Below are 19098 nucleotides of genomic sequence, written 5' to 3'. Positions count from 1 at the left end.
AATCCCGTTACGGCAGATTCTGCCTCACCGCCCTGTCCGCTGTAGCAATTCTGATTATTTACCTGACGTTATGATAGATTACCGCCGGCTTGCATAAGGCTGCTTTACGGCGCATTCGTCATCCGTAACGCAGTTAATGACGGCTAATCATCCTGTCTGATAGTAAAGATTTACTTAACGGACCTCAGTGCGACTGACTCATCCTTAAAACCGTACTGCTCAGATTTCCCGCTTCGTTAGCGCGAAAAATCAGCAATCACAGATTCTTCACCAATCTCTGCAGCAAACCCGCTAAGCTTGGGGCAAATTGCGGAAAAAAATGGAAGGAGAAACCATGCCGACACTACGGAAAAACCTGACCAGCCAGCAGGCGCTGGATGAACTTGAACGCCTCTACGACAGTGCCGTTGATGCGCTGCGTGCGGCGATTAAAGTCTTCACCGAAAACGGCACGCTGCCGGATGAGGCCGATCGGGCAGCGGGACTGTTTGTCTACCCCGAGCTGCGCATCACCTGGCACGGCGAAGGCCCGCAGCAGAACCGCACACGTGCCTGGGGACGTTTTACCCACACCGGCAGTTACAGCACCACCGTCACCCGTCCGGCGTTGCTGCGTCACTATATTGCGGAACAGCTGGCAATGCTGGAGAAGGAGTATCAGCTGGAGATTGACGTGGTGCCGTCCAGCCAGGAGATCCCCTATCCTTACGTGATCGACGGCTCCGATCTGTCACTGGATCGCACCATGAGTGCCGGTATTGCACGCCACTTCCCGACCACCGAGCTGTCACAGATTGGCGATGAGACCACCGACGGTCTGTTCCACGCTGACGCCAAATTCCCGCTGTCGCATTTTGACGCACTGCGCACCGACTTCTCGCTGGCCCGCCTGCGTCATTACACCGGCACCAGCGTGGAGCACTTCCAGCCGTTTGTGCTGTTCACTAACTACACCCGTTATGTTGACGAGTTTGTGCGCTGGGCGATTGAGCAGGTACGTGATCCCAATACCCCTTACGACAGCCTGGCCTGTGCCGGCGATGTAGTGCTGACCTCGGACACCGCCGACAGTGAGTCGATGCTTTCTGATCTGGCGTGGAAGAAGCACCAGATGCCAGCCTGGCATCTGACTTCGCCGAATCGCCGTGGTATTACGTTGATCAATATCGGCGTCGGCCCGTCGAATGCTAAAACCATCTGCGATCATCTCGCGGTAATGCGCCCTCACGCCTGGCTGATGATTGGTCACTGTGGCGGTCTGCGTGAGAGCCAGCGAATTGGCGATTACGTGCTGGCCCACGCCTATCTGCGTGACGATCACGTGCTCGACAGCGTGCTTCCGCCAGACATCCCGGTGCCTAGCATTGCCGAAGTGCAGCGCGCGCTCTACGACGCCACAAAAGCTGTGAGTAATATGCCTGGCGAAGAGGTGAAGCAGCGTCTGCGTACTGGCACCGTGGTGACCACTGACGATCGCAACTGGGAGTTACGTTACTCCGCGTCGGCTCTGCGCTTTAACCTGAGCCGCGCCGTCGCAGTCGATATGGAGAGCGCCACTATTGCCGCGCAGGGTTATCGCTTCCGTGTGCCGTATGGCACGCTGCTGTGCGTTTCGGATAAGCCGCTGCACGGCGAGATTAAGCTGCCTGGTCAGGCGAACCGCTTCTACGAAGGGGCGATTTCGGAGCATCTGCAGATTGGCATTCATGCGGTTGAGTTGCTGCGCGCCGAGGGTGATAAGTTGCATTCGCGTAAGTTGCGGACGTTCAATGAGCCGCCTTTCAGGTAAGTTTTTCGCCGCTGGCGAGGGGGAGTGTTCGCTGCGCGAACGGGCGGGCTGCGGAGCTGGGGCTGGTGTTAGTTCGCTGCGCGAACGGGCTATGAGAGGGTTTCGTTCGCCTGGCGGGCTGCGTACGCTAAAGCCAGGGTGTTCGCTGCGCGAACGGGCTATGAGAAGGTTTCGTTCGCCTGGCGGGCTGCGTACGCTAAAGCCAGGGTGTTCGCTGCGCGAACGGGCTATGAGAAGGTTTCGTTCGCCTGGTGAGCTGGCCAGTTTCAGTTACGCCTCTGCAGGCGACCAACAAGGGGGCGCCAGTCGCCGCGCCCCCTTGACCCCGGGCTCCGGCCTGCTTCACCGCCGCTTCGCGGTTCCTTCGCTTCTTCCGGATTTCTTACGGACCGGCGGGACGCGCCCTCCCTGGCGCGAACCCGCCTCTTCGCGGCATCCCTGCCGCTCGTCCTGAAATCCCTCATCCGCTCAGCGGTTCTGACGGCCTCCCTTCCCCGCTTTTATCTCTTCTGTTTGTGTTGGTTACGTCATCGCTGTAAGTCCGGAGGATTGTCTGCGGCTCTCTGCCTGGCAGGAAGAATGGCTCTTCACCCTATCAAATGTTGCCTCTTCTTTTTAATGCTGGTGCATTGCCGCTGATGGTTTTCAAAATTAGCTTTGGCTTTCAAACCACCAGACAACGCTATGTCCGATAAAAACCAGGATATTAAAGGCGGGGGTTTACCTGAGGCATCCGAAGCGCTGAGGAACAACCGGAGGCAAGGATGAGCCGACAGGACGTCGGCGAAAGGACGGAACGCGCCAGGGAAGGCGCGTCCGGACGGTCCGCGGGCCGCAGGGCGTGACGAAGGCACCCCGCAAGGCGGGGCGCGCAGGCTGCCGGACGCCGGGATTGTTAAGGGGCGGGCGTACGCCCCTTAACGCGTCCGCCTGCACAGGCAACCTGAAACTCCCCACCGCCTGGCGGGCGTAACCCGCTCAGTGGGCAGGCACCGCGCAACGTAATCTTCTCAATATGAACACGCCGCAAAGCGAGACCCGCTCAGTGTCAACCCGCTGCAAAGCGAAACCAGTGCAGCTCTTCCCCCGCTTTCAGCGGCCTGAACTCCCCCACCGGGCAGGAAACCTACCGGCTGGGGTTTCCCCGAGGCATCCGAAGCGCTGAGGAACAACCGGAGGCAAGGATGAGCCGACAGGACGTCGGCGAAAGGACGGAACGCGCCAGGGATGGCGCGTCCGGACGGTCCGCAGGCCGCAGAGCGTGACGAAGGCACCCCGCAACGCGGGGCGCGCAGGCTGCCGGACGCCGGGATTGTTAAGGGGCGGGCGTTCGCCCCTTGACGCGTCCGCCTGCACGGGCAACCTGAAACTCCCCACCGCCTGGCGGGCGTAACCTTCTCAGCGTAACCCGCTCAGCGCCAGCCCGCCGCAAGGCGTAACATCCCTGCCGCCAGGCAACAGCTAAGCACTCAGCCATCCCAGCTTAATCACAAACAGAATCGACAGAATCACCAGCGCCGCATTTATCTCTTTCACACGACCGCTCAGCAACTTCACCAGCGTCCAGGTAATGAAACCAAACGCAATGCCGTTAGCAATAGAATAAGTCAGCGGCATGGTCAACGCAGTCACGGTGACTGGCGCAGCGGTAGTAATATCTTTCCAGTCAATATCAGCCAGACCGGATGTCATCAGCACAGCCACAAACAGCAGCGCAGGTGCGGTGGCATAGACCGGCACGCTGGAAGCCAGCGGCGAGAAGAACAGCGCCAGCAGGAACAGCACACCTACTACGATCGCCGTCAGGCCGGTACGGCCTCCAGCACTCACACCCGCCGCCGATTCCACATAACTGGTGGTGGTCGAGGTGCCGAGCAGCGAACCAAACAGTGCAGCGGCACTGTCGGCAATCAGCGCACGGCCCATCTTCGGCACGTTACCCTGCTCATCAGCCAGACCGGCACGTTTGGTCACGCCCAGCAGTGTGCCGGTGTTATCAAACACATCGACAAACAGGAAGGCAAAAATCACGCTGACCAGGCCAACGTTAAATGCCCCGGCAATATCAAGCTGCAAAAAGGTCGGTGCAATCGATGGCGGAGCTGAGAAAACGCCCGCGAACGGCGACAGGCCAATGCCCATGGAGATAAAGGTCACCAGCAGAATGCCGATCAGCACCGCACCGGTTACGCGGCGTGCTTCCAGCACCACGATCACCACAAAGCCCAGCATTGCCAGCAGCGGGCCGGGTTTAGTCAGATCGCCAATACCCACCAGCGTCGCCGGGTTATCAACCACGATGCCTGCCCCTTCCAGCGCAATAATTGCCAGAAACAGCCCGATACCAGCGCCAATCCCGGCACGCAGCGGCAGCGGGATACTGGCAATAATCCACTCACGAATCTTAAACAGTGACATCGCAAAGAAAATCACTGCTGAGAGAAACACCGCACCCAGCGCAATCTGCCACGTGTAGCCCATATGCAGCACCACGGTATAGGTGAAGAAAGCGTTCAGTCCCATACCCGGCGCCAGCGCAATCGGATAGTTGGCAATCAGCCCCATCAGCACACAACCAATCGCCGCCGCCAGACAGGTCGCGACAAATACCGCGCCCTTGTCCATGGCGGTTGCGCCCAGAATGCTCGGGTTCACAAACAGAATATAAGCCATCGCCAGGAAGGTGGTGATCCCGGCGATAATCTCGGTACGAACCGTCGTGTTATGTGCTTTGAGTTTGAATAGTTTTTCTAACATCATCATCTCTCGATACAGGAGACAGGAGTCTCACTTGCCAAAGGGGTTTGCATGCTGATTTATTCTGTTTCCGGGACATTGTCCTGGCCGCTGCATACTTGCTTGCCAGAACCGCCTGAAATCCCTGTGTAACCTGTTGGCCTAAGCAATTGCCATGCCACCCGCCGACGCAATCGATTACCTGGCAGAGCCGGCCACGCCTAAGAAGATTCCGAATCAAAACAGGGCGCGATTATGGTGCAATGCACCGATTCCGCGCAATCGTTTTCCTGCGGCAAATGCGTCACCCTGAAAAACTCTGCGCCAGCGCACGCTTCCGCACTCTCACAGGCGAAGCTGGTCACGTTTCAGCACGCTGCCTCAGCAACCATTTCTGGCCTGTGTAGACTCCAGAATTAACTCCTTCGTAACATTGAGGCCGCGCCATGAAGCCAGCGATTTTGGTGGTGGATGATGATCCTGCTGTCTGCGACGTCCTGCAGGATGCGTTAAGTGAACATCTGTTAACTGTCTACAGCTGTCATCAGGGACGCGAGGCGCTCTCCATGCTCAGCGAACACCCGGAAATTTCGCTGGTGATGCTGGATATGATGTTGCCCGATACCAACGGATTGCTGGTGTTGCAGCAGCTCCAGCGTCAGCGGCCGGACGTGCTGGTGATTATGCTGACGGGCATGGGTTCGGAAGCGGAGATGGTCGTGGGTCTGGAGATGGGCGCAGATGACTATATTGCCAAACCTTTTAATCCACGCGTGGTAGTGGCGCGCGCCCGTGCAGCACTGCGTCGCAGCGGACGCATTGCGCAGGCTCACCCCGAACAGGCGGGCTGGCGTTTTGGCGGCTGGCAACTGGACGATGGCCGCTGCCAGCTGTTTAATCCGCAGCATGAACTGGTGCCGCTGACCCAGGGAGAATACAGCCTGCTGCACGCGCTGGTGCGCCATGCCCGCAAAGTACTGACCCGTGATCAGTTGCTGGAGCTGACCCACAGCGAAAGCCTGGACGTATTTGACCGTACCATCGATGTGCTGATCATGCGACTGCGCCGCAAAATCGAAACTAACCCGCATCAGCCCGACCTGATTCGCACCATTCGCGGGCTGGGCTATGTCTTTTCCGCTGACGTGATGAAACCCGAAGCCGCGCTACGCGCCAGCCAGATCGCCTGAATCACTTTACCCGGCCTGCGTTCCGCTGGCCGGTACTCATCCCTCATAACTTCCGCCATAGGCGCGCGGCACCAGATCGACCTGCGCCTCTCCGCTCTGAATGACGGTGAGAATCGTTTCAGCCACGCGCTGCGGCGTATGCGCAATTGCGGCGCTCTGCTGTGCCTGCGCAATCGCAACGTCCTGCCCCGATTTCACCGACTGGTAAAATTCCGAGACGGTCATGAATGGATAAACAGCAGATACCGTTATCCCGGCGTCCGCCAGTTCCAGCCGTGCCACGCCGGAGAGCATATTCAGTCCCGCTTTGGAACTGGTATAGGCCGCCGATCCCGGCCAGGTTGCCAGGGTTGCACCGGAACTGACGTTGATAATGCACCCCTCGCCCTGCGCCCGCATCTGCGGGATCACCGCCTGCATCATCATCAGCGGCGCGATCAGATTCAGGTCGAGCAGCGCTCTGAACTCGCTTGCAGCAATCTCCTCAACCGCCGCGAACAACCCCTGCCCGGCATTGTTGATTAACACATCAATCCGGCCAAAGCGTGCTATCCCCTGCCTGACAGCATCTGCAATCTGCTCTGGCTGCGTCACATCGCAGGCCACAGCCAGTGCTTTGCCTGATTCTCCCACGAGGGCAACCAGGCGGTCTTTGCGTCGTGCCAGTAAAATAACCTGCGCACCCGCCTCCAGCGCCGCACGCGCGGTGGCTTCTCCGATGCCCGACGATGCACCGGTAATCATAATCACGGCGTTCTCAATTCTCATGTCATCCCCTCCAGTAAAATGGTCAGAGAGCGAGAATAATCCTCAGCCGATTGTGCGGCGGCTGTAATCCTGCCTAAAATTTGCCTGTTACTGCTTTTCTCACTCTGCACACGGCAACCGCCGGAGAGGTGTCCCATAAACAGGCTTGATGCGATAAGAGATGAAATGCTGGCATGCACGGCTGATGAACTCACGGCGACGGCGATTCCGCGCGTGGATTTTTACCGCGTCAGTCAGCCGATGCCCCTGCCGCCGGAAATCTATTCGCCTTTCGTCAGCCTGATACTGCAGGGAGAAAAAAGGCTGCAGATGGGCGAACGCTCTCTCCGCTATTCCGCCGGAGAGATGTTCACGGCGTCGTTCGACCTGCCCGCCACAGGCGAAATTACAGAGGCCAGTGAAATCTCACCTTATCTGGCGGTGCGCCTGACACTGGATTTCACTGCTATCAGCGAACTATTGCATCAGATGCCCATGACCGATGCGCCCAAAACAAAGAGTGGCATGTCAGTCAATCGGGTGGATGAGGCGCTGGTGGATGCCTGGCTGCGGATGGTGCGCCTGATAGCAAAGCCTGGCGAGATTAGGGTGATGGCGCCGTTAGTAGAGCGCGAGATTCTTTATCGGCTGTTGCTGAGCCCACAGGGCGGTTTACTGCGTCAGGCAGCAGAGGTGAACGGGTATTTCGCGAAGATCAGAAAGGCGCTGGTCTGGTTGCGTACACACTATGCCGCCGCGCTTCGTATTGAGGATATGGCGGCGATTGCGGGCATGAGTCTCTCAGCCTTTCATCGTGGTTTCCGGGCCAGCACCGGACTTTCCCCGCTGCAGTATCAAAAACATCTCCGGCTTTACGAGGCGCGCAAGACGCTTATGTTACGCCCCGGTAATGTCGCCGCTGTTGCGGCAGATGTGGGCTACGAAAGTCTGACGCAGTTTACCCGTGAATATGCACGCCTGTTCGGTGAGCCCCCCGCCCGCAGTATCAGAAAACTCAGGCTGAATAACGCTGAACACCTCGCGAAATCATTGAGGTGAACACAGCGCACGCTCAGCGCGGCCTGACGCCGTGAGGCCGGCAATGTTGCACTGAGATTTTGCACTGAGATTGATTGAAAAGATTCAGGGAATGAACGCAATAAATGCGGCTCAGAGAAAGGCATGCGCATAGTCATTACACAGCAGCCAGCGCGGCGCTTCATCCTCATCCAGCGGGTTGAAACGGGCCAGCGGTGTCAGAAACACATTGTCGTTCTCGTCATCATTGGGCATCGACACTTCGCCCACCAGCACGTCACCAAAGCCGCTTTCGCCCCAGAAGCTGTGCCAGATCCCCGCCTCCAAAGTCACACTTTCACCCGGTGAAAGCCGCAGCTGTGTTCCGGCCCCATGGGTCTGTCGCATGCCATCCAGCGACACCACCACCGGCGAGTCGGCCAGCCCGTCTCCGTCGCGGTTATGCAGTTCAACAATCAGGTTGCCACCACCGCGATTGATGATGTCCTCCATCTTGCGCGGATGGTAGTGCATAGGTGTCAGTTGCCCTTCACGTACGTGCATAATTTTTTCGGCGTAGGGTTTATGCCAGGGCTGTCCGCCAGGGGAGCCATTACGCAGAGTAAACAGCGTCAATCCGGTCTGAAAAAAATCAGCCGCACCAAAACTGGTGAGATCCCAGCCCAGCCGCAGCGCCAGAATCTCCTGTATCACTTCACGATCCTGCGCGCGCCACTGACGGATGCTGTAATCGGCCCAGGACGGAAGATGCACATCCTGCTGCCGGAAAAATTCGCGGGTATGTTGCAGGTAGTCGTTAACCTCTGAACGTTGCATATTGGCCTCCTGAATGCGGCACCCGAAGGTGCCGCTCTAACGCTTATTTCACCGTCCAGCCCTGATAGCTGCCGATATTATTACGATCAATCAGCTTCACCGGGATCAGCACAGGTTTATCCGGAGCCGGTTTGCCCTGCAGAATGTCATAGCCAATCTCAACCGCTTTGGCAGCCATCACCTGCGGGTCCTGAGCTGGCGTGGCGACAAACAGTGAGTTTTTACGCTTCAATGCCTCTTCCCCGTCCGGCGATCCATCGACGCCCACGATAAAGAACTCGCTGCGCTGCGCCTGTTTCGCCGCTAAATCCGCACCGATAGCCGTCGGATCATTGATGGCAAATACCGCATCAATTTTTGGATTAGCCGAGAGCAGACCGGTCATCACTTCCAGTCCGCCTTCACGACTGCCTTTGGCGTTCTGGTTGGAGGAGAGCAGCTTGATGTCCGGATGGGTTTTCAGCTCGTTCATGCAGCCTTCCACACGGTTCTGCACGGCAGAGACAGGCGGTCCGTTGATGATCACCACATTGCCTTTGTTCTTCAGACGGTCAGAGATATATTTACAGGCCATTGCGCCTGCCTGGGTGTTATCGGAGGTGATGGTCGCATTCGCGCCATCGGCTGCCACGTCAACCGCGACCACTACGATACCGGCGTCACGCGCCCGTTTAACGGCTGGGGCGATCCCTTTTGAGTCGGCGGCGTTGAGGATAATCATGTCGACTTTTGCTGCAATAAAGTTATCAATCTGGCCGACCTGCTGACCAAGATCGTAACCGCTGGAGACCAGCGTGACGTTAACTTTATCGCCCGCCAGCTGACGCGCCTTCATCTCTGCGCCTTTAGTGATCTGCACGAAGAAGGGGTTAGCCAGATCGCCGACCGTTACGCCGATAGATTTGAGTTCTTTTGCCTGAGCCAGGCCGGTGCTGAACAGCGTTGCCGCCAGCAGCCCGGTTACAATCGGATTAAAACGCATAGACCTTCTCCTGCTGTTTTCAAGGTGCCAACCACTTAATGGCGTTTTTTAGGTGGCGGAGGCCAGATAACGCATCCGCCCTTTTAAGCCTCAACTCACATGATGACGGGTACGGTATTTGTCGATCAGAACGGCGATGATGATCACTGCGCCTTTGATCACCAGCTGCCAGAAATAGGAGACACCCATCAGCGTCATGCCGTTATTCAGCGTGGCGATAATCAGTGCGCCAATCAGTGTGCCGGTGATGGTGCCGATACCACCGACAAAGCTGGTGCCGCCGAGAATCACCGCGGCAATCGCATCCAGCTCATAACCGACGCCCAGGTTGCCGTTGGCGCTGTAGAGCCGCGAGGCACTCATCAGCCCGGCCAGCCCCGACAGCAGGCCACTCATGCCGTAGACAAACAGCAGCACGACGCCAACCTTGATGCCCGTCAGGCGTGCAGCCTGGATATTGCCACCGACGGCGTAGATATGGACGCCCAGTGTGGTGCGACGCAGGATGAACCAGCAGATGGCAATCACCGCAAAGGCAATCACAATCAGCCACGGCACCGGCCCGAGATAGCCGTTGCCAATCCATTCAAAGTTAATATCGGAGTTGATCACCGTGGTGCCGTTCGCCAGCAGATACGCCGCTCCGCGCAATGCGGTGTAGGTACCCAGCGTGACAATAAAGGGGGGCAATCCGGCCCAGGCGACCAGGATGCCGTTGAACAGCCCCATCACCAGACCCGCGCCCAGCGCCATCGGAATGGTCAGGGAGGCGAGCATCGGGTCCAGCGACGCCACCAGCGCCACCACCGCCGTGGTGCCCAGCATCGACCCCACCGACAGATCGATACCGCCGGTGAGGATGACGAAAGTCATGCCCGCCGCCAGCACAATGTTGATCGACGCCTGACGGGTAATGTTGAGCAGGTTGGCTTCAGTAAAAAAGTTTGGCGTGACGAAACCAAATACCGCCACGATCAGGATCAGAATCGGCAGGATACCCACCGTTTGCAGCAGATCGCCCATCAGGGCGCGTTTCAGCGTCGGCGCTTTGGTGCGGGCCAGTTGTGTCATGGTGGTCTCCTTAGATTTCGCCTGTTGACGCGCTGTGCGCACCGGTTGCCAGCGTCATAATATTTTCCTGACTGATGTGGCTGCCCTCCAGCTCACCGACGATGGTGCCTTCGTGCATCACGTAAACGCGGTCACTCATCCCGACCACTTCCGGCAGTTCGCTGGAGATCATTAAAATCGCCACGCCCTGCCGCGCCATCTCCTGCATCATGCGGTAGATCTCGCTTTTAGCGCCGACATCGACGCCGCGCGTCGGCTCATCCAGAATCAGGATGCGCGGGCCAATCGCCACCCAGCGCGAGATCAGCAGCTTTTGCTGGTTCCCGCCGGACAGACCGCCCGCCCGGACCTGAGCATGCGGAACACGAATATTGAGTGAGGCGATCGCCTCATTGGCGATGGTCTGCCCTTTGCGTCGGTTGAGCATCCCGTAACTGGCGTCACGTTCCAGCGTCGCCATCACAATATTCTCCTGCGCGGCCATCTCCAGAAACAGTCCCTGCTCTTTGCGGTTCTCGGTGAGGAAGCCGATGCCGCGCGCAATCGCATCACGCGGCGAATGAATGGTGACCTTCTCACCGTCGATCCAGATCTCGCCCTCTTTCGGCTTATGTACGCCGAAGATCAGCTGCGCCAGTTCGCTGCGACCGGCGCCTACCAGCCCGGCCAGCCCGACAATTTCTCCGGCCCGCACTGCCAGACTGCTGGGATGCACTTTGCCGCCATCAGTAAGGTGATTCACCGCCAGCCGGATGTCGCCTAAAGGGATCGCACGGTCTTTGTTAAACAGGTCGCTGAGCGGGCGTCCGACCATCATCCGCACCAGTTCACTGGCGTTAAGCTGGTCACGGGTCAGGCTGCCCACATATTGCCCATCACGCAGCACGCTGACGCGATCAGACAGCTCATACACTTCCGCCATGCGATGGCTGATGTAGATAATCGCCATGCCTTCGCTGCGCAGCCGTTTGATTAGTGCAAACAGCTGTTCGGTTTCGCGGTTAGAGAGCGCGGCGGTCGGCTCATCCATTACCAGAATGCGGCTGTTGCGCTGCAGCGCACGGGCGATCTCCACCTGCTGCTGCTCGGCGATGCTCAGACGACTGACTAAATCCCAGGCGCTGAACTGTGCGCCGAGCCGATCAATGACCCGCTGCGCCTCTTCAGCCATCTGTCGCCGCTTCACCAGCCCGCCAGGCGCAATTTCGCTACCCAGAAAAATGTTCTCTGCCACCGTCAGGTTGGGTGCCAGATTGATCTCCTGATAAATCAGGGTAATCCCGGCAGCCAGCGCCTCTTTCGGCCCTTTCAGTGCCCAGGGCTTACCTTCAATTAAAATTTCCCCGCTGCTGGCGGTATAGGCACCGGCCAGAATCTTCATCAGTGTGCTTTTACCCGCGCCGTTCTCACCCATCAGTGCGTGAACCTCACCGGGCCAGACCGTGAGATCGACACCCTTCAGGGCATAAAAATTGCCGAAGCGTCGGGTAATTCCCCGCATTTCCAGTATTGGTGTGGCTGTCATCGCCTCGCTCCTGCGGACTGTGGATAGCCGCCAGTAAAACAACGCCAGATAAACGGAAAATGTCAGCGGCCGTTCATATTTGTCATAAACGCCTGACATCACGCTCCTATACTCGGCGCATCGTTGCAGTGATTAAGAGGTCGTGGGATGCAGCGCAGTTATCCGTGGCAGGCCGGGGCGCGTGGACGCCTGTTGATGTTCAATCTGCTGGTGGTGTCAGTCACGCTGATGGTAAGCGTGGTGGCGATCATCGGCTTTCGTCATGCCGGGGCAATTCAGGAGCAGGCGCAGGCGCAGACGCTGGCAGATATGAATGGCAGCCTGGCGCTGGCGCGCGATACCGCCAATGTGGCGACGGCGGCCGTGCGGCTGTCGCAGGTGGTCGGGGCACTGGAGTATCAAAGCGAATCGCAGCGCCTGCAGCAGAATCAGCAGGCGTTGCAGCAGTCGCTGAGCCTGCTGGCCAGCGCACCGCTGGCGGCCCGTCAGCCGGAGCGCATCGCGCGGATCCGCGCCCGCAGCCTGATGCTGGAGCAGACGATTAATAGCCTGCTGCTGAATGGCCATCAGCGGCATCTGCAGCGCAACAACATGCTGAGTGATCTGTGGCAGACCCAGATTCTGCTCAGCCATATCAACCAGCTGGTGCAGCGGGAACAGCTCACACTGCCGGATGCCGCACTGCGTGAGCAAACCGAACGGCTGATCACCATCGCCATTCGCACACCCACGCCCATTGCCGTCATTGAACAGCTTCAGCAGGTGATGAATCAGTGGCGCACTGTGCCGCTGACGGGCGTCACGGGCGAGAACGTGCAGCGACTGCTGGCCACTCAGCAGCGCCTGCTGCCGCTGGCGGAGGCGCTGGAACAGAGCGACCTGGCGATCGCCTATGCCACCTACCGGATTAAAGCACTGGTGGCGATGCTGAATGACGATATCAATGCGTCAGTGCAGCAGGTTGCGCTGCAAAGTGAGGCGCGTACCCAGGCCACTCACCACGAACTTGATTCGATCATCGGCTTTATCGCGCTGTTTGTGCTGCTGGCGCTGGCGATTACCGGCTATGCCGGAATCTACATCTACCGCAATCTCGGATCGAGCCTGACAGCGATTGCCGGCGCGATGACGCGTCTGGCGCAGGGCGAACAGAACGTCAGCGTGCCGGGGCTGCAACGGCGTGACGAACTGGGTGAACTGGCGCGGGCCTTTAACGTCTTTGCCCGAAATACCGCCTCGCTGGCCCACACCTCACGGCTGCTGAAAGAGAAGAGTAACCAGCTGGAGTCCACCTTCCTGGCGATGCGCGACGGCTTTGCTCTGTTTGATCACAATGGTCAGCTGGTGGTGTGGAATGCGCAGTATGCCGAACTGCTCGGCCTTGCGCCGCGTGAGGTCCATCGTGGCGTCCACTATCAGCAACTGCTGGCCCCGCTGGCGGTGGATCTGCACGATCCCGGTGAGCAGCAGGAGATCCGGCTGGCCGATGGCCGTACGCTGGAGCTGCGTTTCAGTCCGATTCCGCGGCGCGGCATGGTCAATACCGTGCTGGACCGCACCTCACGTAAAACCCTGGAAGAAGCGCTCCAGCACAGCCAGAAGATGAAGGCGGTCGGTCAGCTGACCGGCGGGCTGGCGCACGACTTTAACAATCTGCTGGCGGTGATTATCGGCAGTCTGGCGCTGACTGAAGGCCAGCTGATGCCCGGCCCCCTCGCCACCCGCATTGAGCGGGCGCGGCAGGCGGCCGATCGCGCCGCCCAGCTGACGCAGCGCCTGCTGGCCTTCTCGCGCAAACAGGCGCTCTATCCGCGCGCAGTGTCGGTGGTGACGCTGGTGGATAACCTGCAGGGCTTGCTTCAGCACTCGCTGCTGCCGGGACAGCAGCTGATTATTGATGCCCAGCGCCCCGGCTGGCCCGCCTGGATCGATGCCAGCCAGCTGGAAAATGCGCTGATGAATCTGGTGGTGAATGCGCGCGATGCCATGCACCAGCAAAACGGCGAAATCCGGCTGCGCATCTGGAATCAGCGTCGACTGGAGGGGGGAGAAAAACGTGACCGCGTCACAATTGAGGTGATCGACCACGGCTGCGGCATGTCCGCCGACGTGCGCGAACAGGTTTTCGAGCCTTTCTTCACCACCAAAGCGACCGGCAGTGGCAGCGGGCTTGGACTGTCCATGGTTTACGGCTTTGTGCGGCAGTCAGGCGGACAGATAGAACTGGAAACTGCGCCGGGCCAGGGCACCACGGTGCGTCTCTTGTTGCCGCGCGCAGCGGAAGCCGCCGTCATCGCCCCGCCACCGCCTGTGCCCGGTGAGGCTGACCTTGCAGCAGATGTTGAAGCGGCCAGTAACCGGCTGGTGCTGGTGCTGGATGATGAACCGGCGGTGCGGCAGACACTGTGCGAGCATCTGCATCAGCTGGGTTATCTGACGCTGGAGTGCGGCGACGGTGAAGAGGCGCTGGCGCTGTTGCGCCAGACTCCGGATATCGACCTGCTGATCAGCGACCTGATGCTACCCGGCGAGATTAACGGCGCAGAGGTGATCCGGCAGGCCCATCAGAACTGGCCGCAGCTGGCGACATTGCTTATCAGCGGTCAGGATCTGCGCCACCAGCCGGTCACGCTGCCGCTGTGTGAACGGCTGGCGAAACCCTGGCAGCAGGCACAACTGGTGCAGGCGCTACAGCGCGCCTGGCAGCGCAGCGAACGGCTTAACCGCGCGCAGCAGGCTGCCACAACGGCACCGGTTTCCCACTGATGTATCGCTTACGCAGGCGGCTGGAGATCACATCCATGACCATCACCACCACCACCAGGATCAGCGTCAGAAACATCACCACATCCCAGTTCCACAGGCGCATGTTCTCGGCGTAGACCAGACCGACACCACCCGCGCCGACAAAGCCCAGCACCGCTGCCGAGCGGGTATTGGATTCAATCTGGTAAAGGCTCAGCGCCAGAAACTGCGGGAATGACTGGGTAAAGATGCCGAAGCGGTGTTTCTGCAGACTGTTGGCGCCCACGGCACTCAGTCCGCGACCTGGCGATCGCTCCACCGCTTCGTGCCCTTCGGCGTAGAGTTTGCCGAGCAGACCGACATCCTGCAGGATAATCGCCAGCACCCCGGCCAGCGGCCCCATGCCGACCGCACGCACGAATATCAGCCCCCAGATCGCCATGTCGATGCCGCGTAACACATCGAACACACGGCGCATCAGAAACGCCAGCGGTTTTGCCGCGCCATCGTGCATGACGTTGCGTGCCGCCAGAAACGAGAGCGGCAGCGCCAGCAGCGAGGCGGTCAGCGTCCCGGCGAACACAATGCCTAAAGTGATCCCGACCTGCGAAAAATAGTAGCCAAACGGCCAGTTCATGAAGTCATGCCAGACAAACATTCGCAGGAAATAGCGTCCAAGTTGCTGGCAGCCCATCAGCAGGCGCGACCATTCCAGGCCAAATACGGAAAAGAAAAAGAGATAGTAGAGCAGCACCACCAGCGCCATCAGTCCTATGCGGCGCAGATAGCGCGGCTGCGCGGCAAAGAGTTCACGATGCTGCTGCTTCATTAGCGTGACATCAGGTACGTGGCTCATCATGTCCGATCTCCTGTCACACGGCGACGAAGCTGGCCAGATAGCGTATCCAGCAGCAATACCACAATCAGAATCAGCAGCAGCGTGATACTGACCTGATCGTAGCGGTCCAGTTTGATATTGGTCATCAGCTCCTGGCCGATGCCGCCCGCGCCAACCAGCCCGAGGATGGTTGAAGAGCGGAAGTTAATTTCCAGTCGCATAAAGCTGTAAGAGAGAAAGACCGGTTTCACCTGGGGCCAGAAGGCGAAGCGCATCCGCTGCAGCTTGCTGGCGCCACAGGCGGCCAGGCCGCGCACCGGCTTGTCGGATGCCGACTCAATCGCCTCATAAAACAGCTTGGTCAGGCTGCCCACGGTGTGCAGCGCCAGCGCCAGAAAGCCGGGGATCGCCCCGATGCCAAAGGCCATCACAAACATCACCGCCCACGCCAGTTCCGGCATGGTGCGCAGAAAGGCGACAAAGGCACGAATGGTCATCCGCACGCTGACCGGCGTCTGGGTGTTGTCGGCGGCGAAAAAGGCCAGCACCGCGGCCACGGCCACCGCGACCAGCGTCGAAGCCAGCGCCAGCTGCAGCGTTTCCCAAATCAGTGGCAGCTGAATCGGCAGACGGTAGCCCCAGTAGGCCAGCGAACCTTCGGTTTTGCCATCGGCAAACAGCAGCGGCAGATGCAGCACCGGGAGGATTTCATGCAGATAGTCAAAAAAGTGCGGCAGCGACTGCCAGACGGTGAGCAGATTAAATTCTGCCACCCTGCCCGCCGCCAGATAGAGTGCCACCAGCAGCAGTGACCAGAGCAGCGTGTCACGTTTCTGCTGGCGTCGGATGCGTTGGTAGTAGTGTTCGAATTCGGTCAAAGGAGGATCTCCGGCGCTAAAGCAGCGGGACGCAGGCGGGGTTGCCGCGTCCCGCTCTCCCCGCCTCGACGGGGAAAGTCAGGGCACCGTCGGCCTTAGCCGCGGCTGCCTTTCATCAGGTCACGTTTCATATCGATGATGTTTTTATAGTCAGCGACCGTCGCCTCACCGATATGCTGTTCACCACCCACGGCTTTTACGAAGCAGGCGTGATCGTCCTTATCCAGTTTTTTAATCGCCGACACCACTTTCGCTTTGAAGTCAGCGGGCAGCTTGTTGCTGACCAGCACCGGGCCGTTAGGGATCAGCGGCGACTGCCAGATGATGCGGATCTGCTTCATCAGGTCCGGATGGTCCATGCGGATCAATCGGCCAAAGGCGCCAGAGGTGTAACCGCTGTTGTAGTCACCGACCAGGGACGTCCAGGTGACTGCGCCATCAAACTGGTTATTCAGCACGCCCAGGATGTCCTGCTCATGACCGCCAGAGAAAGTGACGCTGGAGAAGAAGTTGTTATATTTGTCATCCACCGTGCCGCCGAACATCTTCTTAAACGCCTGGTTTGGCATCAGGAAGCCGGACGTCGAATCGGGATCGGCCATACCGAATGATTTGCCTTTCAGGTCTTCCAGCTTTTTATACGGGCTGTCCGCTTTAACGATGACGACAGAGTGGTAGCCACGTGACTGATCTTTGTCATCGACGACAATACCCACCACATCCACCGCTTTCGGGTCCTGAATGTAGACCGACGCAAACGAAGCCGGTGACATGCTCAGCACCATATCGATCTTGCCGCCCAGCAGGCCCTGAATCACGCCGGAATAGTCAGAGGCGTTGCGCATCTGGGTATCCACACCCAGCTCTTTATCCAAGAAGGTTTTTACACACTGATTATCGCCAATCTGCTGGGTGGCGTTCTGCCCGCCCATAATCCCCAGATTAAGCTGTTTCGGCGCATCCGCTGCGCTGACACCAAACGCCATGACACTGGTCAGAAGTGCTAAAGAAGTCAGTTTCATTCGGAATTATTCTCTTGCTGTGGACGTTAATGGATTTGGTTAAGTTCATCGCCGTACAGCTGGTGCAACAGGCTGTCGGTGAGTCGGGAAGGATGGCCATCAAACAGCACGACACCGCGCTGAATGCCAATAACCCGGGTGCAGTAGCTTTTGACCAGCTCAATCGAGTGCAGGTTGACCATCACGCTGATGCCCTGCTCGCTGACCTGGCGCAGCACATCCATAATGCGTTTGGTATTTTTAGGGTCGAGTGAGGCCACCGGCTCATCAGCCAGCAGGATTTTGGGGTTCTGCATCAGGGCGCGGCAGATCGCCACGCGCTGCATCTGTCCGCCTGAGAGATTTTCGGCCCGCTGCAGCGCCTGCGGCAGCATGTTCATCCACTGCAGCAGTTCGATGGCGTGCGCGCGGTCCTGGTCAGAAAAGATTTTGAAGAAGGATTTCAGCGTGCTGGTCTGGCTCAGGCGGCCCAGCAGCACGTTGGTCAGCACGTCGAGGCGCGGCACCAGACAGAAATCCTGAAAGATCATGCCGCACTGACTGCGCCATTCGCGCAGCTGGCGGCTGTTAAGCGTGACCACGTTACGATCTGCTTCGCCCTGATGCAGACTGATAATCGCACCGGACGTCGCGTTAATTGTGCCGTTGAGCATGTGCAGCAGTGTCGATTTACCCGCACCAGAGCGGCCAATCACCGCCACCAGCTCACCGGCGTGCAGGTCGAAACTGACCTGATCCAGCACCTGCGTGTCGCCATAGGCTTTACTCAGTTTCTGCACCGACAACACTTTTTGTCCGCTGAGGCTGGCCGGTGGCAGATCGTTGTCGACCACCGTTTTCAGAAGTGCCTGTGCCATGGTGTTCTCCGTCATCGCTGATTGCGTTCTGCCGGTTATTAAGGCGTGACGCGATGAACACGAGATGACAGCCAGATGATCAAACCGTGACAGGCCAGTGCGCGCCGCACAGCAAAGTCTGGCCGTCGCGGGCTGGCAGCACGCCTTCTGGCAACGGGTTTTCGGCTAACCAGTTATCCATCTCATGACTGAGGTGAGTGAGCCAGGTCTGACGCGGCTTGAGCCTCTCTGCTATCGCCAGCGCCTGGGTCAGATCATTGTGATTTCGAGGCTCTGCACGGGGTGGATCGTTGCAGTCAATCACCAGTTGATCCAGCGGCTGGCCGCGCAGGAAGTCGGCGGTGTCGGGCGGCAGTCCGCAGGTATCACACAGCCAGGCGAGCCGGGTGTCATGCCAGTCAAACAGATAACCGTGCGTCAGCTTTGAATGCTGCAGCGGCAGCGGCGTAACCTGCAGCTCGCCAAAGGCATGCGCCACAAAAGGGGTTAAAGCGGGACGGAAATCCAGCAGGCCAGGGTGTTTGTAGAGATCGTCACAGCCACGCGGATCGGGCGGTCCCCAGACCGGAATCGGCGCGCCCACGCCCCAGCGCAGCGCAAACAGGCCCTGAACATGATCCATGTGATAATGCGTCAACAGAATGCGGGTCAGCGAGCCAGGCGGAAAGCGTGATGCCAGCAGCGGCAGACCGGCATCCAGCAGGATGCGTTCGTGGCCAGACTCAATCAGCGCACTGCAGGGCGCCCGTGCATGAGTGCTGTTACGCTGCGCCCGCTGACAGGCGTGACAGTCGCAGCCCGGCAGCGGCGCGGCAGTCACACCGCCAGTGCCAAGAAAAGTGAGTTTCATGGATGCGCTCCTGG

The 19098-nt window shown here is 58.9% G+C and carries 15 protein-coding genes; 4 read left to right on the top strand and 11 right to left on the bottom strand.

The window, feature by feature from the left end; all coding sequences use genetic code 11:
• Positions 1-334 precede the first annotated feature (334 nt).
• On the top strand, positions 335-1789 hold the full coding sequence (locus tag IAI47_RS07865) for an AMP nucleosidase (RefSeq protein WP_008926890.1): 1455 nt from the start codon (positions 335-337) through the stop codon (positions 1787-1789).
• Between the two features lie 1461 nt (positions 1790-3250).
• Here IAI47_RS07865 and IAI47_RS07860 read toward each other — a convergent pair.
• Positions 3251-4549 carry an NCS2 family permease gene (locus IAI47_RS07860; protein WP_223138353.1) on the bottom strand — a complete coding sequence of 433 codons (1299 nt, stop codon included), beginning with the start codon at positions 4547-4549 and terminating at the stop codon, positions 3251-3253.
• Positions 4550-4971: 422 nt separating this feature from the next.
• Here IAI47_RS07860 and IAI47_RS07855 point away from each other — a divergent pair, with 422 nt between their 5' ends.
• Positions 4972-5715, top strand: coding sequence for a response regulator (locus tag IAI47_RS07855; RefSeq protein ID WP_003852465.1), 744 nt, complete (start codon positions 4972-4974; stop codon positions 5713-5715).
• Between the two features lie 36 nt (positions 5716-5751).
• Here the strand turns inward: IAI47_RS07855 and IAI47_RS07850 are convergent, their stop codons facing one another.
• Positions 5752-6483, bottom strand: a complete 732-nt coding sequence (locus IAI47_RS07850; protein WP_008926892.1) for an SDR family oxidoreductase — start codon at positions 6481-6483, stop codon at positions 5752-5754.
• Between the two features lie 165 nt (positions 6484-6648).
• Between IAI47_RS07850 and IAI47_RS07845 the strand changes: the two genes are divergently transcribed.
• A complete protein-coding gene (locus IAI47_RS07845; protein ID WP_003852463.1) occupies positions 6649-7521 on the top strand; it encodes an AraC family transcriptional regulator in 873 nt (290 codons plus the stop codon).
• A gap of 111 nt (positions 7522-7632) precedes the next feature.
• Here the strand turns inward: IAI47_RS07845 and IAI47_RS07840 are convergent, their stop codons facing one another.
• From IAI47_RS07840 to IAI47_RS07825, 4 genes are all read right to left on the bottom strand, one after another.
• Positions 7633-8316 carry a D-lyxose/D-mannose family sugar isomerase gene (locus IAI47_RS07840; protein WP_008926893.1) on the bottom strand — a complete coding sequence of 228 codons (684 nt, stop codon included), beginning with the start codon at positions 8314-8316 and terminating at the stop codon, positions 7633-7635.
• Positions 8317-8359: 43 nt separating this feature from the next.
• Entirely contained in the window at positions 8360-9298 is a 939-nt protein-coding gene (locus tag IAI47_RS07835; protein WP_008926894.1) for an ABC transporter substrate-binding protein, read from the bottom strand.
• 90 nt (positions 9299-9388) lie between these two features.
• Complete coding sequence (locus tag IAI47_RS07830) at positions 9389-10369, bottom strand: ribose ABC transporter permease (RefSeq protein ID WP_008926895.1); 981 nt, start codon at positions 10367-10369, stop codon at positions 9389-9391.
• 10 nt (positions 10370-10379) lie between these two features.
• A complete protein-coding gene (locus IAI47_RS07825) occupies positions 10380-11894 on the bottom strand; it encodes a sugar ABC transporter ATP-binding protein (RefSeq protein WP_033743533.1) in 1515 nt (504 codons plus the stop codon).
• Positions 11895-12041: 147 nt separating this feature from the next.
• On the opposite strand from IAI47_RS07825, the gene IAI47_RS07820 reads away from it, so the two are divergent.
• Positions 12042-14660 carry an ATP-binding protein gene (locus tag IAI47_RS07820; protein WP_008926897.1) on the top strand — a complete coding sequence of 873 codons (2619 nt, stop codon included), beginning with the start codon at positions 12042-12044 and terminating at the stop codon, positions 14658-14660.
• Here IAI47_RS07820 and phnE (IAI47_RS07815) read toward each other — a convergent pair.
• From phnE (IAI47_RS07815) to phnP, 5 genes are all read right to left on the bottom strand, one after another.
• Positions 14614-15498, bottom strand: a complete 885-nt coding sequence (gene phnE / locus IAI47_RS07815; RefSeq protein WP_008926898.1) for a phosphonate ABC transporter, permease protein PhnE — start codon at positions 15496-15498, stop codon at positions 14614-14616. The two genes, IAI47_RS07820 and phnE (IAI47_RS07815), sit on opposite strands and share 47 nt — an antisense overlap.
• A complete protein-coding gene (gene phnE, locus IAI47_RS07810) occupies positions 15495-16355 on the bottom strand; it encodes a phosphonate ABC transporter, permease protein PhnE (protein ID WP_187961267.1) in 861 nt (286 codons plus the stop codon). The genes phnE (IAI47_RS07815) and phnE (IAI47_RS07810) overlap by 4 nt, the downstream gene beginning before the upstream one ends.
• Positions 16356-16450: 95 nt before the next feature.
• Positions 16451-17377, bottom strand: a complete 927-nt coding sequence (phnD, locus tag IAI47_RS07805; RefSeq protein WP_008926899.1) for a phosphonate ABC transporter substrate-binding protein — start codon at positions 17375-17377, stop codon at positions 16451-16453.
• 26 nt (positions 17378-17403) lie between these two features.
• Positions 17404-18234, bottom strand: coding sequence for a phosphonate ABC transporter ATP-binding protein (phnC, locus tag IAI47_RS07800; RefSeq protein ID WP_003852452.1), 831 nt, complete (start codon positions 18232-18234; stop codon positions 17404-17406).
• 79 nt (positions 18235-18313) lie between these two features.
• Positions 18314-19084, bottom strand: a complete 771-nt coding sequence (gene phnP, locus IAI47_RS07795) for a phosphonate metabolism protein PhnP (protein WP_008926900.1) — start codon at positions 19082-19084, stop codon at positions 18314-18316.
• Between the last annotated feature and the right edge of the window lie 14 nt (positions 19085-19098).

The sequence above is a fragment of the Pantoea sp. MT58 genome (assembly GCF_014495885.1).
Lineage (GTDB): Bacteria > Pseudomonadota > Gammaproteobacteria > Enterobacterales > Enterobacteriaceae > Pantoea > Pantoea eucalypti.
The sequence above is the reverse complement of the archived record's forward strand: the minus strand, read 5'-3'. Positions and strand labels throughout refer to the sequence as shown.